At 45.6% G+C, this 21,362-nt stretch carries 20 protein-coding genes; 18 read left to right on the top strand and 2 right to left on the bottom strand.

Annotated elements, in window-relative coordinates; genetic code table 11:
* Window positions 1–29 precede the first annotated feature (29 nt).
* The 3 genes from FQV30_RS13800 to FQV30_RS13790 all read left to right on the top strand — a co-directional run bounded on the left by FQV30_RS13800 (window position 30) and on the right by FQV30_RS13790 (window position 3,110).
* On the top strand, window positions 30–710 hold the full coding sequence (locus FQV30_RS13800; protein ID WP_146500727.1) for a fructose-6-phosphate aldolase: 681 nt from the start codon (window positions 30–32) through the stop codon (window positions 708–710).
* A 31-nt stretch (window positions 711–741) separates the two neighbouring features.
* Window positions 742–1,344, top strand: a complete 603-nt coding sequence (locus FQV30_RS13795) for a KpsF/GutQ family sugar-phosphate isomerase (protein WP_146500726.1) — start codon at window positions 742–744, stop codon at window positions 1,342–1,344.
* A gap of 80 nt (window positions 1,345–1,424) precedes the next feature.
* Window positions 1,425–3,110, top strand: coding sequence for a ribulokinase (locus tag FQV30_RS13790; protein ID WP_146500725.1), 1,686 nt, complete (start codon window positions 1,425–1,427; stop codon window positions 3,108–3,110).
* Between the two features lie 283 nt (window positions 3,111–3,393).
* Here FQV30_RS13790 and FQV30_RS13785 read toward each other — a convergent pair whose 3' ends face one another.
* Entirely contained in the window at window positions 3,394–4,248 is an 855-nt protein-coding gene (locus FQV30_RS13785) for a metallophosphoesterase family protein (RefSeq protein WP_186725664.1), read from the bottom strand.
* A 154-nt stretch (window positions 4,249–4,402) separates the two neighbouring features.
* On the opposite strand from FQV30_RS13785, the gene FQV30_RS13780 reads away from it, so the two are divergent.
* The 9 genes from FQV30_RS13780 to licT all read left to right on the top strand — a co-directional run bounded on the left by FQV30_RS13780 (window position 4,403) and on the right by licT (window position 14,048).
* On the top strand, window positions 4,403–5,017 hold the full coding sequence (locus FQV30_RS13780) for a glycerol-3-phosphate responsive antiterminator (protein WP_146500723.1): 615 nt from the start codon (window positions 4,403–4,405) through the stop codon (window positions 5,015–5,017).
* Between the two features lie 184 nt (window positions 5,018–5,201).
* Entirely contained in the window at window positions 5,202–6,506 is a 1,305-nt protein-coding gene (locus tag FQV30_RS13775) for an ABC transporter substrate-binding protein (protein ID WP_146500722.1), read from the top strand.
* Window positions 6,507–6,863: 357 nt separating this feature from the next.
* On the top strand, window positions 6,864–7,691 hold the full coding sequence (locus tag FQV30_RS13770) for an HAD family hydrolase (protein ID WP_146500721.1): 828 nt from the start codon (window positions 6,864–6,866) through the stop codon (window positions 7,689–7,691).
* A 13-nt stretch (window positions 7,692–7,704) separates the two neighbouring features.
* The gene (locus tag FQV30_RS13765; RefSeq protein WP_146500720.1) at window positions 7,705–8,784 is read left to right on the top strand and encodes an ABC transporter ATP-binding protein; all 1,080 of its coding nucleotides are present in this window, start codon (window positions 7,705–7,707) and stop codon (window positions 8,782–8,784) included.
* Window positions 8,771–9,697 carry a carbohydrate ABC transporter permease gene (locus tag FQV30_RS13760; protein ID WP_370512401.1) on the top strand — a complete coding sequence of 309 codons (927 nt, stop codon included), beginning with the start codon at window positions 8,771–8,773 and terminating at the stop codon, window positions 9,695–9,697. Before FQV30_RS13765 ends, FQV30_RS13760 begins: the two co-directional genes overlap by 14 nt.
* A gap of 18 nt (window positions 9,698–9,715) precedes the next feature.
* On the top strand, window positions 9,716–10,540 hold the full coding sequence (locus FQV30_RS13755; RefSeq protein ID WP_146500719.1) for a carbohydrate ABC transporter permease: 825 nt from the start codon (window positions 9,716–9,718) through the stop codon (window positions 10,538–10,540).
* A gap of 12 nt (window positions 10,541–10,552) precedes the next feature.
* A complete protein-coding gene (locus FQV30_RS13750) occupies window positions 10,553–11,266 on the top strand; it encodes a glycerophosphodiester phosphodiesterase (RefSeq protein ID WP_146500718.1) in 714 nt (237 codons plus the stop codon).
* Window positions 11,267–11,512: 246 nt separating this feature from the next.
* Window positions 11,513–12,970: a 6-phospho-beta-glucosidase gene (locus FQV30_RS13745; RefSeq protein WP_146500717.1), complete on the top strand. Its 1,458-nt coding sequence runs from the start codon at window positions 11,513–11,515 to the stop codon at window positions 12,968–12,970.
* Window positions 12,971–13,217: 247 nt separating this feature from the next.
* The gene (licT, locus tag FQV30_RS13740) at window positions 13,218–14,048 is read left to right on the top strand and encodes a BglG family transcription antiterminator LicT (RefSeq protein WP_146500716.1); all 831 of its coding nucleotides are present in this window, start codon (window positions 13,218–13,220) and stop codon (window positions 14,046–14,048) included.
* A gap of 90 nt (window positions 14,049–14,138) precedes the next feature.
* Here licT and FQV30_RS13735 read toward each other — a convergent pair whose 3' ends face one another.
* Complete coding sequence (locus FQV30_RS13735; protein ID WP_186725663.1) at window positions 14,139–15,080, bottom strand: alpha/beta hydrolase; 942 nt, start codon at window positions 15,078–15,080, stop codon at window positions 14,139–14,141.
* Window positions 15,081–15,267: 187 nt separating this feature from the next.
* Here FQV30_RS13735 and FQV30_RS13730 point away from each other — a divergent pair, with 187 nt between their 5' ends.
* From FQV30_RS13730 to FQV30_RS13705, 6 genes are all read left to right on the top strand, one after another.
* On the top strand, window positions 15,268–15,783 hold the full coding sequence (locus FQV30_RS13730) for a YehS family protein (RefSeq protein WP_146500715.1): 516 nt from the start codon (window positions 15,268–15,270) through the stop codon (window positions 15,781–15,783).
* 444 nt (window positions 15,784–16,227) lie between these two features.
* On the top strand, window positions 16,228–17,277 hold the full coding sequence (locus FQV30_RS13725) for an SIS domain-containing protein (protein WP_255473468.1): 1,050 nt from the start codon (window positions 16,228–16,230) through the stop codon (window positions 17,275–17,277).
* Between the two features lie 68 nt (window positions 17,278–17,345).
* Window positions 17,346–18,623 (top strand): ABC transporter substrate-binding protein, encoded by a 1,278-nt coding sequence (locus FQV30_RS13720; protein ID WP_146500714.1) that lies wholly within the window; start codon window positions 17,346–17,348, stop codon window positions 18,621–18,623.
* A gap of 74 nt (window positions 18,624–18,697) precedes the next feature.
* A complete protein-coding gene (locus FQV30_RS13715) occupies window positions 18,698–19,579 on the top strand; it encodes a carbohydrate ABC transporter permease (protein WP_370512403.1) in 882 nt (293 codons plus the stop codon).
* Window positions 19,572–20,483 (top strand): carbohydrate ABC transporter permease, encoded by a 912-nt coding sequence (locus FQV30_RS13710; protein ID WP_370512400.1) that lies wholly within the window; start codon window positions 19,572–19,574, stop codon window positions 20,481–20,483. The genes FQV30_RS13715 and FQV30_RS13710 overlap by 8 nt, the downstream gene beginning before the upstream one ends.
* A gap of 15 nt (window positions 20,484–20,498) precedes the next feature.
* On the top strand, window positions 20,499–21,314 hold the full coding sequence (locus FQV30_RS13705; RefSeq protein WP_146500711.1) for a PfkB family carbohydrate kinase: 816 nt from the start codon (window positions 20,499–20,501) through the stop codon (window positions 21,312–21,314).
* The last annotated feature ends 48 nt before the right edge of the window (window positions 21,315–21,362 follow it).

Genomic DNA, 21,362 nt, shown 5'->3' with positions numbered 1-21,362 from the left:
AAAGCAGGAAAAATGGGAGGGGCAATTTAATGGAATTGATGTTTGATACAGGCAATATAGAAAAGATTGAATATTACTCCCAAGTGTTCCCGATTGCAGGTGTTACAACAAATCCTAGTATTCTAAAAAAAGAGGGAAAAGTAGAGATATGGGAGCACTTTCGGCAAATACAAAAAATTATTGGCGAAAAAACCTTTCTTCATGTTCAAGTAACAACTGGTACCAAGGAAGAAATCATTAAAGAAGCTTACAAAATAGTTGAAGAATTAGGTTATGAAACCTATGTTAAAATTCCAACTACTATTGAAGGCCTTCAAGCTGTTAAAGTCCTCAAAAAAGAAAACTTCAAAATTACGGCAACAGCCATATATACAATGGCTCAAGGTGATTTTGCCATTATGGCAGGTGCTGACTATATCGCCCCATATTTCAATCGGATGGAAAATATCAACATTGAACCGGAAAGGGTCATCAAACACTACGCACATCTTATCAAAGCAAATAACAAAGAAACCAAAATCCTCGCTGCTAGCTTTAAAAATATGGGACAAGTGATGAGCGCTTATGAATGGGGTGCCCACTGTACAACGGTTGATCCCGATTTGCTCGCTGATGCATTAAAAATGCCTTCTATTGAAGAAGCGGTGATTAACTTTAAAAGCGATTGGGAAAGCTCCTTTGGAAAGGGAGTTTCCCTTTTAGACGTATAAATATATATAACTAATCAAAAGAGGTGCGCTTATGACAAAGTTTACGTTGTTGGAATCCATTCATGATACGCTCCAAAAGGAATCGGAAGCAATATTGGAAATTAAAAATAATTTCAATCCTGACCAAGTCAACAAAATATACGAATTGATCCGGGATTGCAAAGGGAAAATAATTACGACAGGGAGCGGAACTTCTGGAGCAGCCGCACGTAAAATCGCTCACACTTTAAATTGTGTCGATTGTCCGGCCTTATTCTTGAACCCTGCAGATGCTGTACATGGAGCATTGGGAGTTGTACAAGCGGATGACCTCGTTTTTGCATTTTCAAAAGGAGGAGCCACGACGGAAATCAACAATCTGATCCCGGGCTGCAAAGCAAAAGGCGCCACTTTGGTTGCTGTTACAGAAATGGAAGATTCTTTTATAGCCCAAAAAAGTGACTATATATTAAAAGTGAAAATTGAGAACGAGCCTGATGACTTCAATATGCTAGCTACATCAAGCACTCTTGCAACCATTGCTATCTTTGATGCAATCTGTATCGCAATCACAAGATTAAGAGGTTTTACTAAAGAGCAATTCTCTATTATTCATCCGGGAGGGAAAGTTGGGGAACGTTTACATGAAAATTAATACCGATATAAAAGGAGATATCTTACAGGTCTTAGACGGGATAAGCAGAAAAACTATCAGAACAATGGGAGAGAACATTCATGGCAAAGTATACAATAGGTGTTGATTTTGGTACACTTTCAGGCCGGGCCATTCTTGTTAATGTAACAACTGGAGAAGAATTAGCGACTGATGTGCTTGATTATCGGCATGGTGTGATGGAAGATGTATTGCCGAATGGCAAAAAGCTTCCGCCGGATTGGGCATTACAACATCCACAAGATTATTTAGACGTATTAGCTACTACGATTCCCCGAGTTATTGAAAAATCCAATGTTTCACGTGACGATATTATCGGTATTGGTGTAGACTTCACTGCCTGCACCATTCTTCCGGTCAAAGAAGATGGCACCCCCCTATGCTTCCTGCAGGAGTTCCAGGATAACCCGAATTCTTATGTTAAATTGTGGAAACACCATGCTGCGCAAGACAAAGCAAATAAACTAAATGAAGTAGCTGAGGCAACGAATCAATCTTGGTTACCAAGGTATGGAGGTAAAATTTCTTCAGAATGGTTATTTCCTAAAGTATGGCAAATTTTAGATGAATCGCCAGAAGTGTATAAAGAAGCTCGCTACTTTATTGAAGCGGCAGACTGGATAGTTTGGCAACTATCCGGTGTCCATACGCGTAACGCGGCAACAGCCGGTTATAAAGGAATGTGGCATAAACAAGACGGGTATCCGGATAAATCTTTCTTTAAAGCTCTGGATCCGCGTTTGGAAAATGTTGTAGAAGAGAAGCTTGATATACCGGTGACCCCAATTGGCGAGCGTGCTGGTTTTATAACAAAGAAAGCTTCCGGAATTACAGGATTGAAGGTTGGCACGGCTGTTGCTGTAGCTCATGCCGATGCACATAACTGTTTGCCGGCTGTTAAAGTTGATGGTCCAGGAAAAATGTTGAATATAATTGGTACATCAAGCTGCCATATGGTATTAAGTGAAAAGGAGCAACTGGTTCCTGGTATTTGCGGAGTTGTAGAAGATGGAATCATTCCTGGATTTTTCGGTTACGAAGCAGGCCAAAATTGCGTTGGTGATCAATTTGCATGGTTTGTTGATAACTGTGTTCCTGCAAGTTATAAAAAAGTAGCCGAAGCCGAACATAAAAATATTCATAGCTATTTAACGGAAAAAGCTTCTCTGTTAAAGGCCGGTGAAAGCGGATTACTGGCACTTGATTGGTGGAATGGCAATCGTTCTACATTGGTAGACCTTGAATTAACAGGTATGTTTATTGGATTGAACTTACAAACAAAACCAGAAGAAATGTATCGAGCTTTGATCGAATCCACTGCTTTTGGAACAAGGAAAATCGTAGAAGCATTTAGAGAAAATGGTGTGCCAGTTGATGAGTTTTATGCCACTGGGGGTATCTCTCGAAAAAATCCACTGCTAATGCAAACTTATGCGGATGTATTAAATATGCCGATCAAAATTGGGGGGACATCCCAAGGGCCGGCATTGGCGAGTGCGATTTTTGGAGCCGTGGCAGCAGGAGCTGAAGCTGGTGGTTACGAAGATATTTTTGAAGCTGGAAGTGTAATGGGTAAGTTGGACGATAAAGTTTACTATCCGAATCCGGAGAACAAAGAAATATACGATTACCTTTACAGTGAATACACTATTTTATATGACTACTTTGGCAAGGGCGAAAACAATGTCATGAAACGCTTGAAGGCTTTAAGCAGAACAGGGAAAATAGAACCTACAAAGATATTTTAAAATAATTTTGGTTCCTCTGTATAAAATCGAAGCTAATAGAGAGTAAAGAAAATCAAAAGACATCTATCAATTGGGTATCCCAAAGTATAGATGTCTTTTGAATTTTTTAAATTCTATACATTTTAAGAAACAGAGTATATGGAGCAAAATATCGAAGAAAATCGTGTACTCCTATATCGCTGTGCGCTTCGTCGCAAAGCCATTGTCCAAGTAAACTTTGACCAATGGCTTCGCAACTTTTTTGTGGAGTATTAATAATTATTATCACTAAAGCCGTATTACCTTACACCTTCTCCCCAGCAGACACAGTCCGTGCTGGAATCGGAATCAGGCATTTCACGTCGCTTTCAAGTCCGAGCGGTGCCGGGTTCAGCTGGAAATGATTGATGGCGTTGCCGATGGTCCGGGCCCTTTTTTGCAGCTCGAAATCGTTCAGTTCAACAGAGTCGACGGAAATGTGTGTATCTGATATTTCGATGGTGCGGATCGATTGTTCGTCGAGCACAGCCGCCAGCTGGAGGAAGTTCCACTGCTCCTTGATTGCAACAGAGTTGAAGTGGTTATGCCCATTCACATACAGCCCCATGCCTTGTTTTTTGCTCAGCAGCTCCCAGATCGGTATGTCTGCCGGGATGCATAATTTATCTTTTTCGGAATTGGTGGTGGTGCCGTGGATGGGATGATGTGCAAAGACAATGAGCGGTGCTTCTCCGCTTTCTTCCACAACGCCTTCGAGCCAATCAAGCTGAGCCGAGTCGAGCGTTCCGCCCCAATTCTCCAAGTCCTGTTCTCTTTCTGTGTCGATAAAAGCCAGAGTAGCCGCATCCGTCGAGATAGAATGAAAACGCTGCTGCCCCGTAATCGAAAGAACTTCATCGCGCGCCAAAGCACATACGTCGTGGTTTCCTAACACATGGACGAACGGTTTGTTGTAGCGGTTGATCATTTCGTAAATATCGTCCAGTTCTTCTTTCAACCCGTAATTTGTCAAATCGCCGATGGATATGTACAAGTCCGCCGGCACCGAGAAAAAGCGCTCCATAAAGGTTTCGTAAAATACCTTTCGATCTTCTTCAATAGATGCGTATGCCTCTTCAAGTGCCGGATAGTGCAAGTCGCCGATAACTGCAATTTTCAAAGTTTCCATCTCCTCTCTATTGTGTAACAGCTTCAGTATTTCAGATGGATGCTAATTTGCTTTTAAGAACTTGTTAAGATTTGTAAAAATCCCGTTTTAGAAGCTTAAAGAAAACTATACTGAAAGCAACAGGTTTCAGAAGGAGGCATGAAAAATGAAAAGACAATGGAGCAATGCCGAAGTATTCAAGCGCCTGAAGCGGCATAAAAAAATTGCGGCGGTGAAAAATCATAAAGGAATCGAAAAGGTGTTGGCCAACAAAGATGACATTGCGGCTGTGTTTCTGTTGGCGGGATCCATTATGAATGTGAAACGGTTTGTCGATGTGCTTCAAAATGAAGGCATTCCGGTGCTGGTGCATGCGGAAAAGATCGGCGGCCTTTTACTGAACAACGAGGGGCTGGATTTCATCGCCGATTATGTTCAGCCGTTTGGGATCGTGACAACAAAAACGGCGCTCATCAAAAAAGCGAAAGAACGCAAGCTGTTTGTTGTCCAGCGGGTGTTCATGATCGACTCTGAAGTTTACGACAGTGTTCTGGAAAACAAGCAGAAACTTGCACCGGATATGATTGAGATCATGCCTTCGGCGCTGTATGATGTGATCCGCTCCTACTCGAAGATTTTGGATATCCCGGTCATTACGGGAGGCTTGCTTTCTACCATAGAACACGTGGAAGCTTCTTTGGAAGCCGGGGCACTGGCCGTCAGCACCTCGAATGAATCGCTGTGGGCCTGCGATTTTTCGAAAAGCGGATTGTTAAAATGATTTTTACATCCTTATCACACGGCCTTAACAATGAAGGACTACAATCGGATGTAACAAGTAGATAGATAACCGGGTGCACTTAGAGAGACCTCAAATACCTCCGCAGACGCGGAAGGGCTATTTGAGGTCTTTTTGTTTTGCCATCCGTTGTTTATCGGCTTAAAAAAGAAACGGAGGCAGGGAAATGAAGAAACTCAGCTTTTTAGTGGTAATGGCAATAGCACTTATGGTATTAGCGGCATGCAGCAGTTCAGGGGAAAGCAAAGGGAACGAGGCAGCACCTTCAGCTGGAGCGGAAGGTGAAAAAGTCGAGTTGACTTACTGGTATGCCTGGGGAGATAAAATCGGTGAAAACAATGAGAATTTGGTGAAGCAGTTTAACGAGTCGCAAGACAAGATCCATGTGACCGCAGAATTCCAAGGCACATATGATGAATTGCACGCAAAGACACAAGCTGCTTTTGCGGCTGGAAACGCACCGGAAGTAACGCAAAATGAAATCGCATCGATCGGGATTTTCGCAAAGTCCGGCATGACCCAGGATTTGACTGCACTGGCTGAAAATGATCCTGATATAAACATGGACGACTTTAATCAAGGCTTGATGGGGAACTCATACGTTGAAGGCAAACTATACGGCTTGCCTTATTTGAGAAGCACGCCGATTCTTTACATGAATACGACAATGGCTGAAGAAGTGGGATTGGATCCGGCTGGACCGAAGACTTGGGAAGAGTTCCAGGAATACGCAAAAGCTTTCACGGACGAGGAAAAAGGCCGTGTGGGAGTATCCATGCCGATCGATATCTGGTTCTTTGAAGCGTTTATCGCGCAAGCGGGCGGTTCGACAATGAACGAAGACAGCACGGAAGTGACGTTCAACAGCGAAGCGGGAGCGGAGGCTTACAATCTTTGGAGAGACATGGCAAAAGAAGGGACGATGAAATTGTCTTCCGGCACTGAAGCAGGCGAAAAGACGAGACAAGATTTTGTCAACGGACATTCCGGCATGCACTTTGCTTCAACTGCGGATTTGTCTTACTTGCTGCAGCTTGCTGAGGAACAAGGGTTTGAATTGAACACGTACTTCTGGCCGAGCGGCAAAGAAGCGAAAGTGCCGACTGGCGGCGCGAACCTTGTGATGACAAGCGGATTGGAAGAAGAAAAGCAAAAGGCGGCTTGGGAATTCATCAAATTCATGACGGCAACAGAGCAAACGGCTTATGCATCAGAATTCACAGGTTACCTGCCAAGCCGCAAGTCGGCGGCCGAGTCCGAGAGAATCCAGGCTTTGTATGAAGAAAAACCGCAATTCAAAGTGGCTGTAGACCAGCTTGAAAATGGAGTTGCGCGCCCGATGGCAGAGAATTATCCGGAAATTGTCCAAATTTTGATTGATGAACTGACGCGCGGCATTTTGGATGAAAGCATCCCGACCGAAGAAGTCTTGGATAATGCAGCTGAAAAATCAAGCGCACTGCTTGAATAGACTGCAGGTATATAAGTGGGCGAGAAGTTATTAGAGTAAAAGAGTTGGAGAGATAGCTCCGGGCGAACGCTTTCCACTCTTTCTTCTATAACTCTTCAATAGATATGAAGCAAAACAGCGGAGAAAAACCGACTGCTCCTGTCTCTGCATCGCTGCGCTAGCTTCGAGACATGAAAAAGCGTTGCATCGCTGCGCACTTCGTCGCAAAGTATCGGCCGAATAGCGTTCGGCCGATACTTGCCCGCGGCAAGCGCAGCTGTTTTGCGGGATATCGGCAGTATATAAAAACTGTTCAACTTCAATAGAGAAGGAAGTGCTAAATTGTACTTCCTTTTCCAAATTCGAGGAGGCAATAAGATGAATTGGCTAAAAGATATCAATGTAATCATTTTCGATATGGACGGAACGTTATATCAGGATTACTCCTTTATGGGGCGCTATATCCAAAAGATGTTGCAAGCGAATCACACAGAGAGCGAAATCCAGCAGACGGTGGCATTGGCTTACGATATTCTCGAAGGCAAAAAATCCATCAAGCTGGGATTTTTATACGATCCGAAAGAATTGATTTTCTACAGCCATAACGATTTGAAGCCGGTGGTTTCGTACAACTGGGACGGCATTGAAATTGAAATGGCCCAAAGAGGGGACGGCCCGCTTGCTTATATAGGCGACCCTTGGGGCATCGCTCATTTGATGGGCATAAAGAACAATATCGCTGAAGAAACGATGAAAAAGGCGTTTGAGGATGTGCGGGCTGAGATGCTGATGGAAGCTTATTGCATCATCAAACGGACGGATTTGTTTGATGAGATCAACAAGCTGGAAGGAAAGAAAACCATCCTAATGACCAATTCGCCGCTGCCTACGGGCCAGGAATTTGTGGACTTTTTGGAAATCGGCGATGTATTCGATGAATACTACTTCAACGGCAAAAAACCGCGTGGCATCCAGGAATTGATGAACAAACTGTTTGATGAGGGCTATCAGCCGGAGGAGATCCTGTCGATCGGTGATCATCCATGGAATGACTTGTATCCTATCCATAAAGCAGGCGGCCATACGTGTCTGATCAGCCAGTACGAGCACAACGACGCGACAAAATGGTCGGTATCAGTCAAGACCATCGATGAATTGGTGGATCTGGTCCGGCAGATGAATGAGACAACAATAACTGCAAAATGAAAGGAAGAGGCGTATGGCTGAAATCAGATTTGAAAACATCTCCAAGACATTCAACGAAGACCGTGTGGTCAAAAATATTTCACTGACTATCAAAGACGGATCGTTCACTGTGCTTGTCGGCCCTTCCGGATGCGGAAAATCGACCATTCTGCGCATGCTTGCCGGCTTTGAAAAACAGACGGAAGGCGATATTTGGATCGGCGATAAACTGGTCAACGACTTGAGCCCGAGCAAGCGCGATATTGCGATGGTGTTCCAGAACTACGCGCTTTATCCGACCATGACGGTCAAAGGGAATATCGAATTCGGCTTGACGAACCGCAAAGTGCCGAAGAAAGAAAGAGAGCAATTGGTTGGGGAAATCGCCGGCATTGTCGGCCTGACGGAGCACCTGAACAAAAAGCCGGACAAGCTCTCGGGAGGGCAGCGGCAGCGTGTGGCATTGGCGCGCGCCATGGTCAAAAAACCGAAAGTATTTATCCTTGATGAGCCATTGTCCAATCTTGACGCCAAACTGCGCACGCAGATGCGCACGGAGCTGATCCAATTGCATGAAAAGCTGGGGACCACTTTTGTCTATGTGACCCATGACCAAGTGGAAGCGATGTCGATGGGGGATGAAATCATCATCCTCAACCATGGCGTCGTCCAGCAAAAAGCGGCGCCAATCGATGTGTATGAAAATCCAGGAAATATCTTCGCGGCCGAATTTATCGGACAGCCGCCTATGAATGTGTTCGAGCGGAGCGCTTTCGCCGGGACTCTCGATGGCTTGCCGGAAGAAGCGCATTATATCGGCTTCCGGCCGGAACATGCCGGCATTTCTTCAACATCGGCTTCAGTGCCCCACACGATCGAGCTGGAAAGTGAAATCCTGGCGCTTGAAACCTTGGGAGCGGAGACGATCTATAAAGTGAAAAACCGCATCGGCGTCATGAACATCAGAAGCTTTGCGGCTCCGCTGCCGAAGAATGCTTCCTGTTTTGTGACGATTCCATTTGAAAAATTGTATCCTTTCGGTGCTGACAAAACCGCCGGCCCTGGCCTGGACTTGTCCGTGAAAAAGGAGGCGGCACTCAATGGCGTTGATTAAAGCTTCGATGGGCATGGAAAGAAGAGCGGAGCGCCGAAGCTTGGTTTCCTGGGCGAACGTCCGGCCTTATGCCATGATTTCCCCCGCAATCGTTGTGTTCTGCCTGTTTTTCATCTATCCCATCGGTTACATGATTTACTTGAGTTTCCATGATTGGAACTTTGTCAGCCCGACAAAAGAGTTTGTCGGCACAGCGAACTTTACGCACTTATTGTCTGACCGCGATTTCCGGGAAGTGATCGTCAATTCGTTCATCTATACGTTCGCTTCCGTCTTTTTGACAATCAGCATTTCCTTGATGCTCGCTTTATGGCTGAACCGGCGTGGCGCGATCTACTCTTTCATGCAGGCATCCATTTTCAGCCCTCATATTATTTCGCTCGTTTCCGTTTCGATGCTGTGGATGTGGATCATGGACGCCGACTACGGGTTGCTGAACTGGGCATTGAACCTGATTGGCATTGAATCCATTCCGTGGCTGACAAGCCCCGATTATGCGCTCGCTTCTTTGATCCTGGTGGCGGTGTGGAAAGGGATCGGCTTCAATACGCTGGTATTTATCGCCGGGCTGCAAAGCATTCCGAAGGATTTGTACGAAGCGGCGGAACTTGACCAGACCCCGCCGTGGAGAAGGTTTTTGCGGCTGACCGTTCCGATGCTGTCGCCCACATTGTTCTTTTTGACCATCATCGGGCTGATCAATTCCTTTCAAGTGTTCGAAACGATCAACTTGATGACTGCCGGCGGACCGATCAATTCCACAAACACCTTTGTCTATTACATCTACCAGAACGGTTTCCAATTTTTCAAGATTGGCTACGCATCTGCAGCGGGTGTGATTTTGCTGGTGATTTTAAGTGTCTTGACCGTCATCTATTTCAAAGTACTAAGCAAACGAGTCCATTACAGATAGAAAAGTGAGGAGAAAAGGATGAAGACACCATCGATTTTCAAAGCCGTCAACGGATTGGGCCTGCTCCTGTTGTTCATCATTTTTGCAATGCCATTTGTCTGGATGGCCAGCACCGCGTTTAAGACACTCGGCGAAACGCTGACGTTTCCGCCCGTCTGGATTCCGGAAACTCTCCAATGGGAGAATTTCACCCAGGCCTGGAATTCCGGCCCGTTCCTGAAATACTTTTTCAACAGCGTCATCGTCACGCTGTTCATATTGATTCTGCAATTTGCCACCATCATCCCGGCCGCTTATGCGTTTGCCCGCTACAATTTCCCGTTGAAGAACTTTTTCTTTGCGCTGACGATGATCTGCCTGATGATTCCAAGCCAATTGATCTTTTTGCCGGTCTACTTGAATTTGAGTTCTTGGGGAATCCTTGACACGATCTGGGGGCTGATCCTGCCTTTTGTGACAAGCGCATTCGGAATTTTCCTCCTGCGGCAATCGTTCATGCAAGTTCCGGAAGAACTGCTGGAAGCGGCCCGTCTCGACGATGCAACGGAATGGCAGATCATCCGGAAAATCATGCTGCCGCTAGCCAAACCTGTCCTGGTGACGCTCGCCTTGTTCAGTTTTATCGCCCACTGGAACGATTATTTCTGGCCCTTGGTCATGACGACAACCGACACCGCGCGTACGCTGCCGCTTGGCATCGCTATGCTGCGACAAGTGGAAGGCGGCGCGTCCTGGAATATCGTGATGGCTGGAAACCTTCTGTTGGTGCTGCCGATTTTGGTCATTTTCTTTTTTGCACAGCGCCATATCATACGGGCATTTGTTTACACAGGAGTAAAATAGGGAGGCAAACATATGAGAAAGTTAATCGCCCACAGAGGCTGGTCGGGGAAAGCGCCGGAAAATACGTTGAGCGCCATCAAACTGGCACTCGAGGAACCTAAGATCGATTGCATCGAAATTGATGTGCATTTAACGAAAGATGGGATTCCGGTGGTCATCCATGATTTCACGGTCGATCGCACGACAAACGGCAGCGGTTATGTGAAAGACATGACGGCCGCGGAAGTGAAATCACTCGATGCGGGAAGCTGGTTTGATGGAGCTTTTGCGGGAGAACAAGTTCCGCTTCTCGAAGAAGTGCTGGTGGCTGCAGGAGGCGAGAAAAAGCTGTTGATCGAACTGAAGCAGGTGGCTGGCATGTATCCGGGCCTGGAGGAGAAAGTGATCGGACTGATACGGAAATATGGCCTCGAAACCCGTTGCGATTTGATTTCCTTCGACCACAAAAGCCTGCAGACCTGCATGAAATTCAGCTCGGAGGTAAAACGTACTTTGGTGATGCTCGGGTCTCCGCTGTTGCTTGTCGACCAAGTGAATGAAATAGGGGCTTCCGCCGTATCGATGAACCATTTGTACGTAGACCAGGAGATGGTCACCAGCCTCAGCAGCAACGGAATCGAACTTGTTGTCTGGACAGTCGACCAAAAAGCGGAAGCGGAAAGAGTCCTTGGATTTGATGGAGCCATCGCTTTGACGACGAACCATCCGGAGCGTTTATGGGCTTAGGGTTTTCATGAAATGAAGCTTTTTGGCGGCAGGGGTGCCAAATTGACATCGCCCAAAAGAACTGGTAGATTTAGGGTATATTACATATTGAATTCGAGGAATGTTACCGATAAGGGCATAACCTGAGCTGAGTTGTCCACACTATCCGTGTGTCCAAATCCGTTCGGGTTTTTTTATTTTCTTCTGCCTGCAAGAAAGTCGATTTCTTGGCATTCTTTGATTTTAAAATCTGAAAGGAGCTTTTTCATGTCAAACTACACATTTCCAAAAGGTTTTCTTTGGGGCGGGGCGATTGCGGCCAACCAGACGGAAGGCGGATATCTGGAAGGCGGCAAAGGCTTGACAATTGTCGATTTATTGCCGACAGGGGAAAAAAGAATGGACGCCATGCTAGGAAACATTTCTTCATTCACCCCTTCAGAGGGGGAATTTTACCCGTCGCATGAAGCGATCGATTTTTACCGCCGTTACAAAGAGGACATTGCTTTGTTTGCCGAGATGGGCTTCAAGGCCCTTCGTGTTTCAATAGCCTGGTCGCGCATTTTTCCGACAGGTGAAGAAGAAACCCCGAACGAAGCGGGTTTAAAATTCTATGATGACTTGTTTGATGAATTGATCCGTAATGGCATTGAGCCGGTCGTAACGCTTGCCCATTTCGATGTGCCGGTGAATTTGATCGAGAAATACGGCAGCTGGCGGAGCCGCAAGCTTATTGGTTTGTTTGAAACATACTCAAAAACAGTGTTTGCCCGTTATAAAGACAAGGTGAAATACTGGATGACATTCAATGAAATCAATATGCTGCTTCATTTGCCGTTCTTGGGTGCAGGCCTCGCTTTCGAAGAAGGGGCAAACAAAAAGCAGATCCAGTACCAGGCGGCCCATCACCAATTAGTTGCCAGCGCATTGGCTGTCAAAGCCTGCCACGAAATGATTCCGGGCGCCCAGATCGGCTGCATGCTGGCTGCAGGAAGTGTCTACCCTTACACATGCAATCCGGAAGATGTATTCCAAGGAATGGAAAAAGACCGCGAATCCTACTTCTTCATTGACGTGCAGTCACGCGGGGAATATCCTGGCTATGCAAAGCGCTTCTTTGAAGACAACGATATCTCCATTGAGATGGAAGATGAAGATGCGGCCATTTTGAAAAATCATACAGTGGATTATATCGGCTTCAGCTATTATTCAAGCCGCACAACAAGCGCGGATCCGGAAGTCAACAAAAACGTGACGGGCGGCAATGTTTTCGCCTCCATCACAAATCCTTATTTAGCGGCCTCCGAGTGGGGCTGGCCGATCGATCCGAAAGGCTTCCGCATTACCGCCAACCAATTGTATGACCGCTATCAAAAACCGCTCTTCGTTGTGGAAAACGGCTTAGGGGCAGTCGACGAAGTAACGCCTGAAGGCGAAGTCAATGACGATTACCGAATCGACTACTTGAAGCAGCATATCGCTGAAATGGGCGAAGCGATCAAAGACGGCGTCGAAATTATCGGCTATACCAGCTGGGGGCCGATTGATATTGTCAGTGCTTCATCCGGGGAGATGAAAAAACGCTATGGCTATATTTATGTGGACCGCGACAATGAAGGAAACGGCTCATTGGCACGGATCAAAAAGAAAAGCTTCGACTGGTATAAAAACGTGATTGCATCGAACGGGCAAGACTTAGAAATCAAGAGCCCTTCCAATAATTAAGCAAAAAGCGGAAATCCATGAATTGGGGATTTCCGCTTTTTTGTTTGTGAAATGCTGTTTTGGAAGCGTTGACAAGAGAGGGAATGCAAGGATATACTAAGGCTAAATTGATAGAGTGAAATTAGGGTTGTTACTGGTTGTGCAGGCAAAACCTAAGTCGCTAAAAGAGTAAAATCGCCTTGATTTTATTCGATTTAGTATGGCTTAGGTTATTTATATTGGATAGAAAAAGAACTGAGGAGAAGCCATGAAAATAGCCAAAGTCATTAATAACAATGTAATTAGCGTGCTGCAAGCGGATGGTTCAGAATTGGTTATGATGGGGAAAGGCCTGGCATTCCAGAAAAAGATAGGCGAAGAAGTCGATCAAGAAAAAATCCAGAAAGTTTTCGCCTTGAAAAACAAGGAGACGTCCGATAATTTTAAGATGCTTCTTCGGGAAGTGCCTGTCGATCTTATGGTAGTGGTTGAAGAAATCATTACATACGCAAAAAATACATTAGGCAAAAAGTTGAATGAAAACATTTATGTTTCGTTGACGGACCATATCAATTTTGCGCTGGAGCGTCTGCGCGAGGGCATCGAAATCAAGAACGCCTTGTTATGGGAAGTGAAGCAGCTTTACAAAGAGGAATTTTCGGTTGGCGTAAAAGCCATAGAATATATAAATGAAAAATTTGATGTCTCCTTGTCTGAAGATGAAGCAGGGTTTATCGCCATCCACCTGATCAATGCAGAGATGAATGAAAATGTGCCGAACACATTGAATATCACGAAATTCATCCATCAGATCATCACGATTGTGAAATACCATTTCAAAGTGGAATTTGAAGAGGATTCTTTGAATTATATGCGCTTTATCACGCATCTGAAATTTTTTGCCCAGCGTATTTTCAAAGGGACGCATTACGAAGGAACCGATGATGACTTGTATATGCTGGTCAAGCAAAAACATAAAGACGCATCAAAATGCACCGAAAAGATCAAGGACTACATTAAAAAAGAGTATGGCCATGATTTGACCAACGATGAAATGCTTTATTTGATGATTCACATCGAGCGGGTCGTGAAAAGATAGGATACGCACAAAGTTGATTTTTACGCCAGATATCCCGGCATCAATAAAGGAAAGCACTTCACCGGTTCCAACGGCCGATGAAGTGCTTTCTTATTTTTGGAAAGCGCGCCTTACAGCATCAACATACTGCGCAGCAGCGTGCTGGCTGATTCCGGCATCAGGCACCAGCATATCGAACCCATGGAAACACCCTGGGTAGAGATGGAATTCCGTCGGGACACCGGCCTGGGACAGTTTTGTTACGTATTCCAAGGTTTCATCGCGGAAAGGGTCCAAATCGCCGACACAAGTGTAAGTGGGAGGTAGATCCTCGAAAGATTTCGCGCGGGCGGGCGCTGCAAATGGCGAAACTTCTCCGCCGTAATCGGAACCGAGATACGCTGACCAGCCGTGGATGTTTTTTTCTTTGTTCCAGACCCGTTCGTCGGAAAATTCATGGCTTGATTTTGTGATGAACCGGTCATCAATCATCGGATAAAGCGGCATCTGGAAAGAAATATCCGGACCTTTTCGGTCTCTGGCCAATAGCGAGACCGCCGCAGTCAACCCGCCGCCGGCACTGGCACCGGCCACAGCGATGCGGGAAGCATCAACGCCCAGTTCTTTGGCATGTCCGGCAAACCATTTCAAAGCCGCATAGCAATCTTCGACGGGTCCAGGGAATGGCGTTTCAGGCGCAAGGCGGTAATCGACAGAAACGACAACACAATTGGCTTCAAGTACAAAACGCTGGCATAAGGCATCATCCATCTCGGGAATGCCGATTATGTAGCCGCCGCCGTGGATCCATAACAGCCCGGGCATCCCTTCGTGTTTTGCGAGCGGCTCATAAATTCTAATGCGGACTTCTGGAGCGCCGGGCGGTCCCGGCACCAATTTATCTATGGTTGCAACAGAGTCGTGTTGTGGTGGGTTGGCTAAAACGATTTCATTGAGTGAGCTTCGTACCATCGCCAAACTTTCAGGAGTAAGAGGTGCTGCTGGCAAGACCGAGAACATAGCTTTTAAATCCGGATGCACTTTTTCTTCCACAAGAAATCCCCCTTTGTTCTTTTCGGGAAAATAAAGGTGTATTTCCAGTTTATTTTTCCGATAGTTGATTTATTCTACACGATGAAGATCAATGCCTGTTTCAGTCCAAGAATAATTTTTTTCATATATGCTATTATAAGGGATGAATAATTGTCACATATAACGAAGTACAACAGGAGGTCCACCAATGGACAATAACGATTTATTGATCAGATTGCGGTATGCACTCGACATAAAAAACAACGACATGGTAGAAATCTTCAAACTCGGAGGCATCGAGCTGACAAAAGAGGAAGTGCTGAAGGTGCTGACAAAATCACCGGACAGCGATGATGAAGCCGATGGCATTTGGGATGAAAAAGAAAACGAAGATCACATCAAAGCGGATAATGCGATGTTCGAGTCGTTTTTGAATGGGTTGATCATTTTCAAGCGCGGCCGACAAGAGCCGAAGCCAGGCCAGCCGGCGATGCCGCCATTGACCAATGAGCCGTCCAAAAACCTGTTGCTGAAGAAAGTGAAAATCGCGCTGCAGCTGACGAGCGAGGACATGCTGGAAATCCTGCAGCTTGCCGGAGTGACGGTCACGAAAAGCGAGATGACTGCGATGCTGCGGAAGCAAGGGCACAAAAATTACAGCAACTGCGGCGACCGGTATGCGCGGAACTTCTTAAAAGGGTTGGCGATGAAATACCGGAAATGAATAAGTGAATGAGAAACGCAATCCTTGCTGGTACAAGGATTGCGTTTTTTATTTTTGAGAACTAGCTGTGTGGAGTAAAAGCGTCCAACAGAATGGAAATCAGCTGCGTCATATAAGGATTTCAAAAGTTCATGTAAAAAGCTGAAAACTTTATAGAGAGAACGGAAAAGTTCATGTAAGGACGAGAAAAGGTTTTGTTAGAAGCCGCTGATATTATGATGACGTTATAACCTCATCGCCAGGCATATTATCTGCTGGAATGGGGTTTTTGGCGTTCTTGGACTCCGGCATAAACTTTGTAGCCTTAGAAAAAACCTTGATATAACAAGGTTTTTAAACTTTTGAAATTAATTATCCGGAAATGTATTGACTATTTCAAATAGTCAGACATATAATACAATTAATATAACGTCATATGACGTTATAAATAATGGAGGTGTCGGAATGAAACAAGATCAAGGAACATTAATCGAAGACGTAGTGGGCGCAACAGAGACGAAAAGCGTTCAAGGAGTAGAGATGAAGCCGGAACATGCAGCTCAGATTGCCGCTGTGGTCGATGCAGTTAATGCAAAGAATATCGAGAATGTATACTTTGTGGCATGCGGCGGTTCAATGGCTTCATTATCATTTGGCGAGTACTTCTTAAGCAAAGAAATTGAAACTCCAAGCTTTGTATATACTTCTAATGAGTTCATCCACCGCGATCCTAAATCACTTGGTGAGAACAGCTTAGTGATTTTGCGCTCCCACTCAGGAACGACTCCGGAAACTGTGGAAGCTGCAAGCTTTGCGAAAGCGAAGGGTGCCTTGACTGTAGCGATTTCCATGGAGGCGGAATCTCCGCTTGCCCAAGCTGCAGAATATCTTGTTCACTATAACTATAAAGACGGCTCAGATGCTATCGATGGCGAAGCTGGCATGTTCTATACGCTGCTCTTCGAACTATTGAATGCATTGGCTCCTAACGAAAAATACAAGCGTGTTGTCAATCAGCTTCCGAACCTTGGAAACTTGATCCAGAAAAACGTTGACCAGTTTTCAGAAGCTGCAAACGAATTCGGCAAAAAATACAAACGCGACAAAATCATCTATACAATGGCGAGCGGGGCTTACATCCACCACGCGTATTCGTTCACAAGCTGCTTGCTGATGGAAATGCTGTGGATCCATTCGAACGCGATCCATTCAGGCGAATTCTTCCATGGACCATTCGAAATCACGGATTACGATGTTCCGTTCCTGGTCGTGAAAGGCGAAGGTTCCAGCCGTCCGCTTGATCAGCGCGCAATCGATTTTGTCCAGAAGTTCAGCGACAAAGTGGAAGTGGTGGACATCGCGACTTTGAACTATGAGGGAATCGATGAAGATTTGAAGGAATACTTTGGTCCGGCTTTGACAGGTTTCGTTTTGCGATTGTATGCAGACGGTTTAGCAGAACACACTGGCCACCCGTTGTCCGTCAGAAGATATATGTGGAAAATGGAATATTAAGTATGTAGATTTTCTGCATACTTTCTTTCCGAAAAACAAATGCTACACCATTTGAAGGGGGTCTTGAAATGAAGAAGATGCTGTTGTTCTCAATCTTTTTGCTTCTCCTCAGTTCAGTTTTGTCTGCATGTAATTCCAGTGATGAAACTACCGCCGCCACTGAAGACGGAAAAGTCGTCATCGACTTTTTCCACAGATGGCCAAACGAGCCTCGCAAGTCTTTCTACGATGAAAAAATCAAAGAGTATATGGAAGCCAACCCTGACGTCCATATCAATGTCAACTCGGTATTGAACGATTCATACAAAGAAAAAATCAAAGTTCTGGTTTCCAGCGATGACCTGCCGGACATTTTCTCTTCATGGTCCTACTCGTTTGCTGAAAACCTGGTGTCATCGGAAAAAATCATGCCGCTGAATGATGTTCTTAATGAAGATAAGGAATGGTCATCAAGCATCATCGAATCACAGTATGACGGTTTCAAGTTCGACGATGAAACTTACGGTGTTCCGTTCACGGTAGACGGAAAAGCGTTTTTCTACAACAAAGCCATTTTTGAAGAAAACAATATCGCTGTTCCGAAAACATACGACGAATTTATCTCGGCGCTCGATTCTTTGAAGCAAGCAGGCTATGAACAGCCGCTAGTTGAAGGTTTGACTGATACGTGGGCCATTTCCCACTATCTTGGCACTATTTTTGAACGGGTTGTCGATCCGGCTGTACTGGAAAAAGACTATAAGGCGGAAACAGGGGAGTTCACAGACCCTGGCTATATCAAAGGCTTGGAAATCTTCAAGCAATTGACGGCTTATATGGGAGACGTTTCGACAGCGATGGACCATGAAGCAGCCCGCAATATGTTCGCTGCTGGCGAAGTGCCGGTCCTGTACATGCAGTTCGCGGAGATCAAGATGGTGGAAGAAGCAGGCAATGTTGAAATCGGGTTCTTCGACTTCCCGGCTGTTGGGGATGGCAAGGGCGATCCGACAGCATTGACAGGCGCCCCTGAAGGCTGGATGGTCAGCAAAACAGCGCCGAAAGAAACAATCGACTTCTTGAAATTCCTGACTTCTGAAGAAACGGCTGCCGAGTTCACGAAAACGGATGGCCAATTGAATGCAGTCAAAGGAGCGGTGACTCCGGACAATGTCAATGCAACAAGCCAGGAAGCTTATGAGCTGGTGACCAATGCCACTTCAACGGCTCCATGGTTTGACAACGCGGTCAACATCAACATTGCGGATGTGTTTATGCGCGGCGGCCAGGAACTGGCTACCGGCCAATCCACTCCACAAGACATTATGAAAACAGTCCAGCAAGAAGCCCAAAGCCTTAGAGAATAAAACGCAAAAATTAAATAAGTCCTAATGTTCCTGGAATGTTAGGACTTATTATAATGAGAGAAGGTGTATGTATGATCGCCAGAAAAATCCCGCTTATTCCAACCCTGTTCCTGTTGCCGAGTTTGTTGTTTTTAAGCATCTTCATCTACTTTCCGCTGGTCCAGAATCTGTACAACAGTTTTTTCGAATTTAGTGTCTTTTCCCCGACAAAGGAGTTTGTCGGCTTCGCTTCATTTCAACAGTTGATCCAGGATAAAGTGATTATGGCGGCGTTCATCAATAACGTGAAATACGCTGTCATCTCCGTTTTGTTCCAAGTGTTTTTCGCGCTGATCCTTGCGACGATTTTGGAAGATAAGGTTTTTAGGCGAATAGCGCCTGCTTTGCGCGTGATTTACTTTATGCCCGTAATGATTTCCATTTCCGTTATCGCTTTGTTGTTCACGTTTGTCTACAACCCGCAAATGGGTCTTTTGAATAGTTTCCTAGAATTGATTGGATTGGAAAATCTGGCTGTCCCTTGGTTAGGAAATGCTACCACAGCAATCTACGCCGTCATTGCCATGTCCCAATGGCAAAGCATCGGATTCATCACCATGCTGTTCATCGTAGCGATCCAAAAAATTCCTAAAGAATTGTACGAGGCAGCTGATATAGATGGGGCCGGCAAGATCCGGAAGTTTTTCAACATTACAGTTCCCCAAGTGAAAGAAACCATGTTTGTAAACGTCCTGATCACAGTAACAGGCTCGATCCTTGTATTCAACGAACCGTTCATATTGACTGGCGGAGGGCCAGGATTCAGTTCGACGACCCTGTCGGTGCTGATGTATGAGCAAGGGTTCGGGAAAGACAATATGGGTTATGCTTCAGCAATTGCCACATTGATCTTTGTCTTGTCTGCCATTTTCGCATTGATTCAAATAAGGGTTTCCGGAACAGGAAAGGATGATTAGGATGGTCAAAACGGATATCAAAGAAGAGTTTTTGGAACGGGATCGGACTGCCAGCAAACCGCGCGCTAAAGCGAAGTTGAACTTGACTGCCGGCCTCTCGAAGTACACGGTTCTTCTCGGATTGCTGCTGTTTGCCTTTCTGATTCTTTATCCGCTGTTTTGGATGGTGGTTTCTTCTTTTAAAAGCTATGACGAAATTTACAACAATGTGTGGGGGCTCCCATCGGTCTGGCATTTTGAAAACTATGCCACTGCTTGGTCCATGGGGATTTCAAGTTACTTTTTCAATAGTGTGGTGGTGACGCTGGCGACCATCGCCTTGGTGGTGCTGATCGGCTCCATGGCGGCTTTTACGCTCTCAAGATACCGCTCAAAATGGATCGATGCGGCGCTGATTTTCATAATCGGCGGAATCATGATGAACCCCCAGGTTGCGCTTATTCCTTTGTTTGAAATTTTGACTTGGCTCGATCTTATCAATACGCGCTGGGCATTGATTTTGACTTATGTGGCATTTCGATTGCCGTTGACGATCATTTTGATCCGGGCTTTCTTTTTAAGTATCCCTAAGGAATTGGAAGAGTCTGCTATTATTGATGGGTGCAGCGAATTCGGCATCTACGCGCGAATCTATCTTCCGCTGTCGATTCCGATCGTTTTGACGACGGTCGTGCTGACCGCATTTTTCGCTTGGAACGAGTTCTTGTTTGCGACCGTATTTATCGATTCGGAAGTGCTGAAGACCATTCCATCAGGTTTGATGAATTTCAAAGACGCCCTTAGAACAGATTGGGGAGTATTGCTGTCAGGAATGGTGATCGCTTCGATCCCGATGGTGATTTTGTTGGTATTATTGCAGAAATTCCTAGTAAGAGGTTTATCAGAAGGGTCCGTTAAGGGGTAAGAGGAGGAAAATGGAATGAGATTGATTGCTGTTGGAGATAATGTAGTGGATTGCTACCTGGATCAACAAACGTATTACCCGGGAGGGAATTGCGTGAATGTTGCCGTGAACGCCAAGAAGAATGGCGCTGAAAATGCGGCTTATATCGGAATCTTCGGCACAGATGACAAGGCGGAACACATCAAATACGCGTTGAACGAAGAAGCGGTGGATTTCCAGTTTTCCCGCACTGCCGATGGGCTAAGCGGCCAGCCGCAAGTGTCGCTGACTGAAGAAGGCGACCGCGTTTTTGTCGGAGGACCCAAAAATACGGTGCAGCATAAATTGAAGCTGCAGCTGGTCCCTGAGGAATTGGAGTATATCTCCGAATTCGACCTTTGCCATGTGAGCTGCTATTCATCGATGGAAAGCGAATTGCCGAAGCTCTCCAAGGCCATCAATGTTTCTTTTGATTTTTCGAACCGGCTGGAAATCGACTATGTAAAATCGATTGCGCCTTATATCAATTATGCCTTTTTTTCCGCAGCCGATTTGGCTGACAACGAACTTGACCAGTTTATCGACCAGGTAAAAGCGTTCAATTTTGAAGTGTTCGCGATGACAAGAGGAAGCTTGCCTGCCGTATTTGTCTGCAATGGAGAACGATTCGAACAGAAGCTGAAGCCGATTCAAGTGGTGGATACAATGGGCGCAGGGGATAGTTTGATCGGAGGATTTTTAGTGAATTATATTAATGGGGAAAGCCCGGAAGCCGCCATTGATAAAGCGACCAGATCAGCTGAAGTTACTTGCGGGATGTACGGAGGTTTCGGGTATCCGAAAAGTTTCTAGAAATTGTAAAACAGATTCTCCTCCTGTAAAGTGAAAAAAACAGCACCT

Source organism: Planomicrobium sp. CPCC 101110, from assembly GCF_007859395.1.
Classification (GTDB): domain Bacteria; phylum Bacillota; class Bacilli; order Bacillales_A; family Planococcaceae; genus Planococcus.
This window is presented reverse-complemented; position numbering and strand designations above follow the sequence as displayed.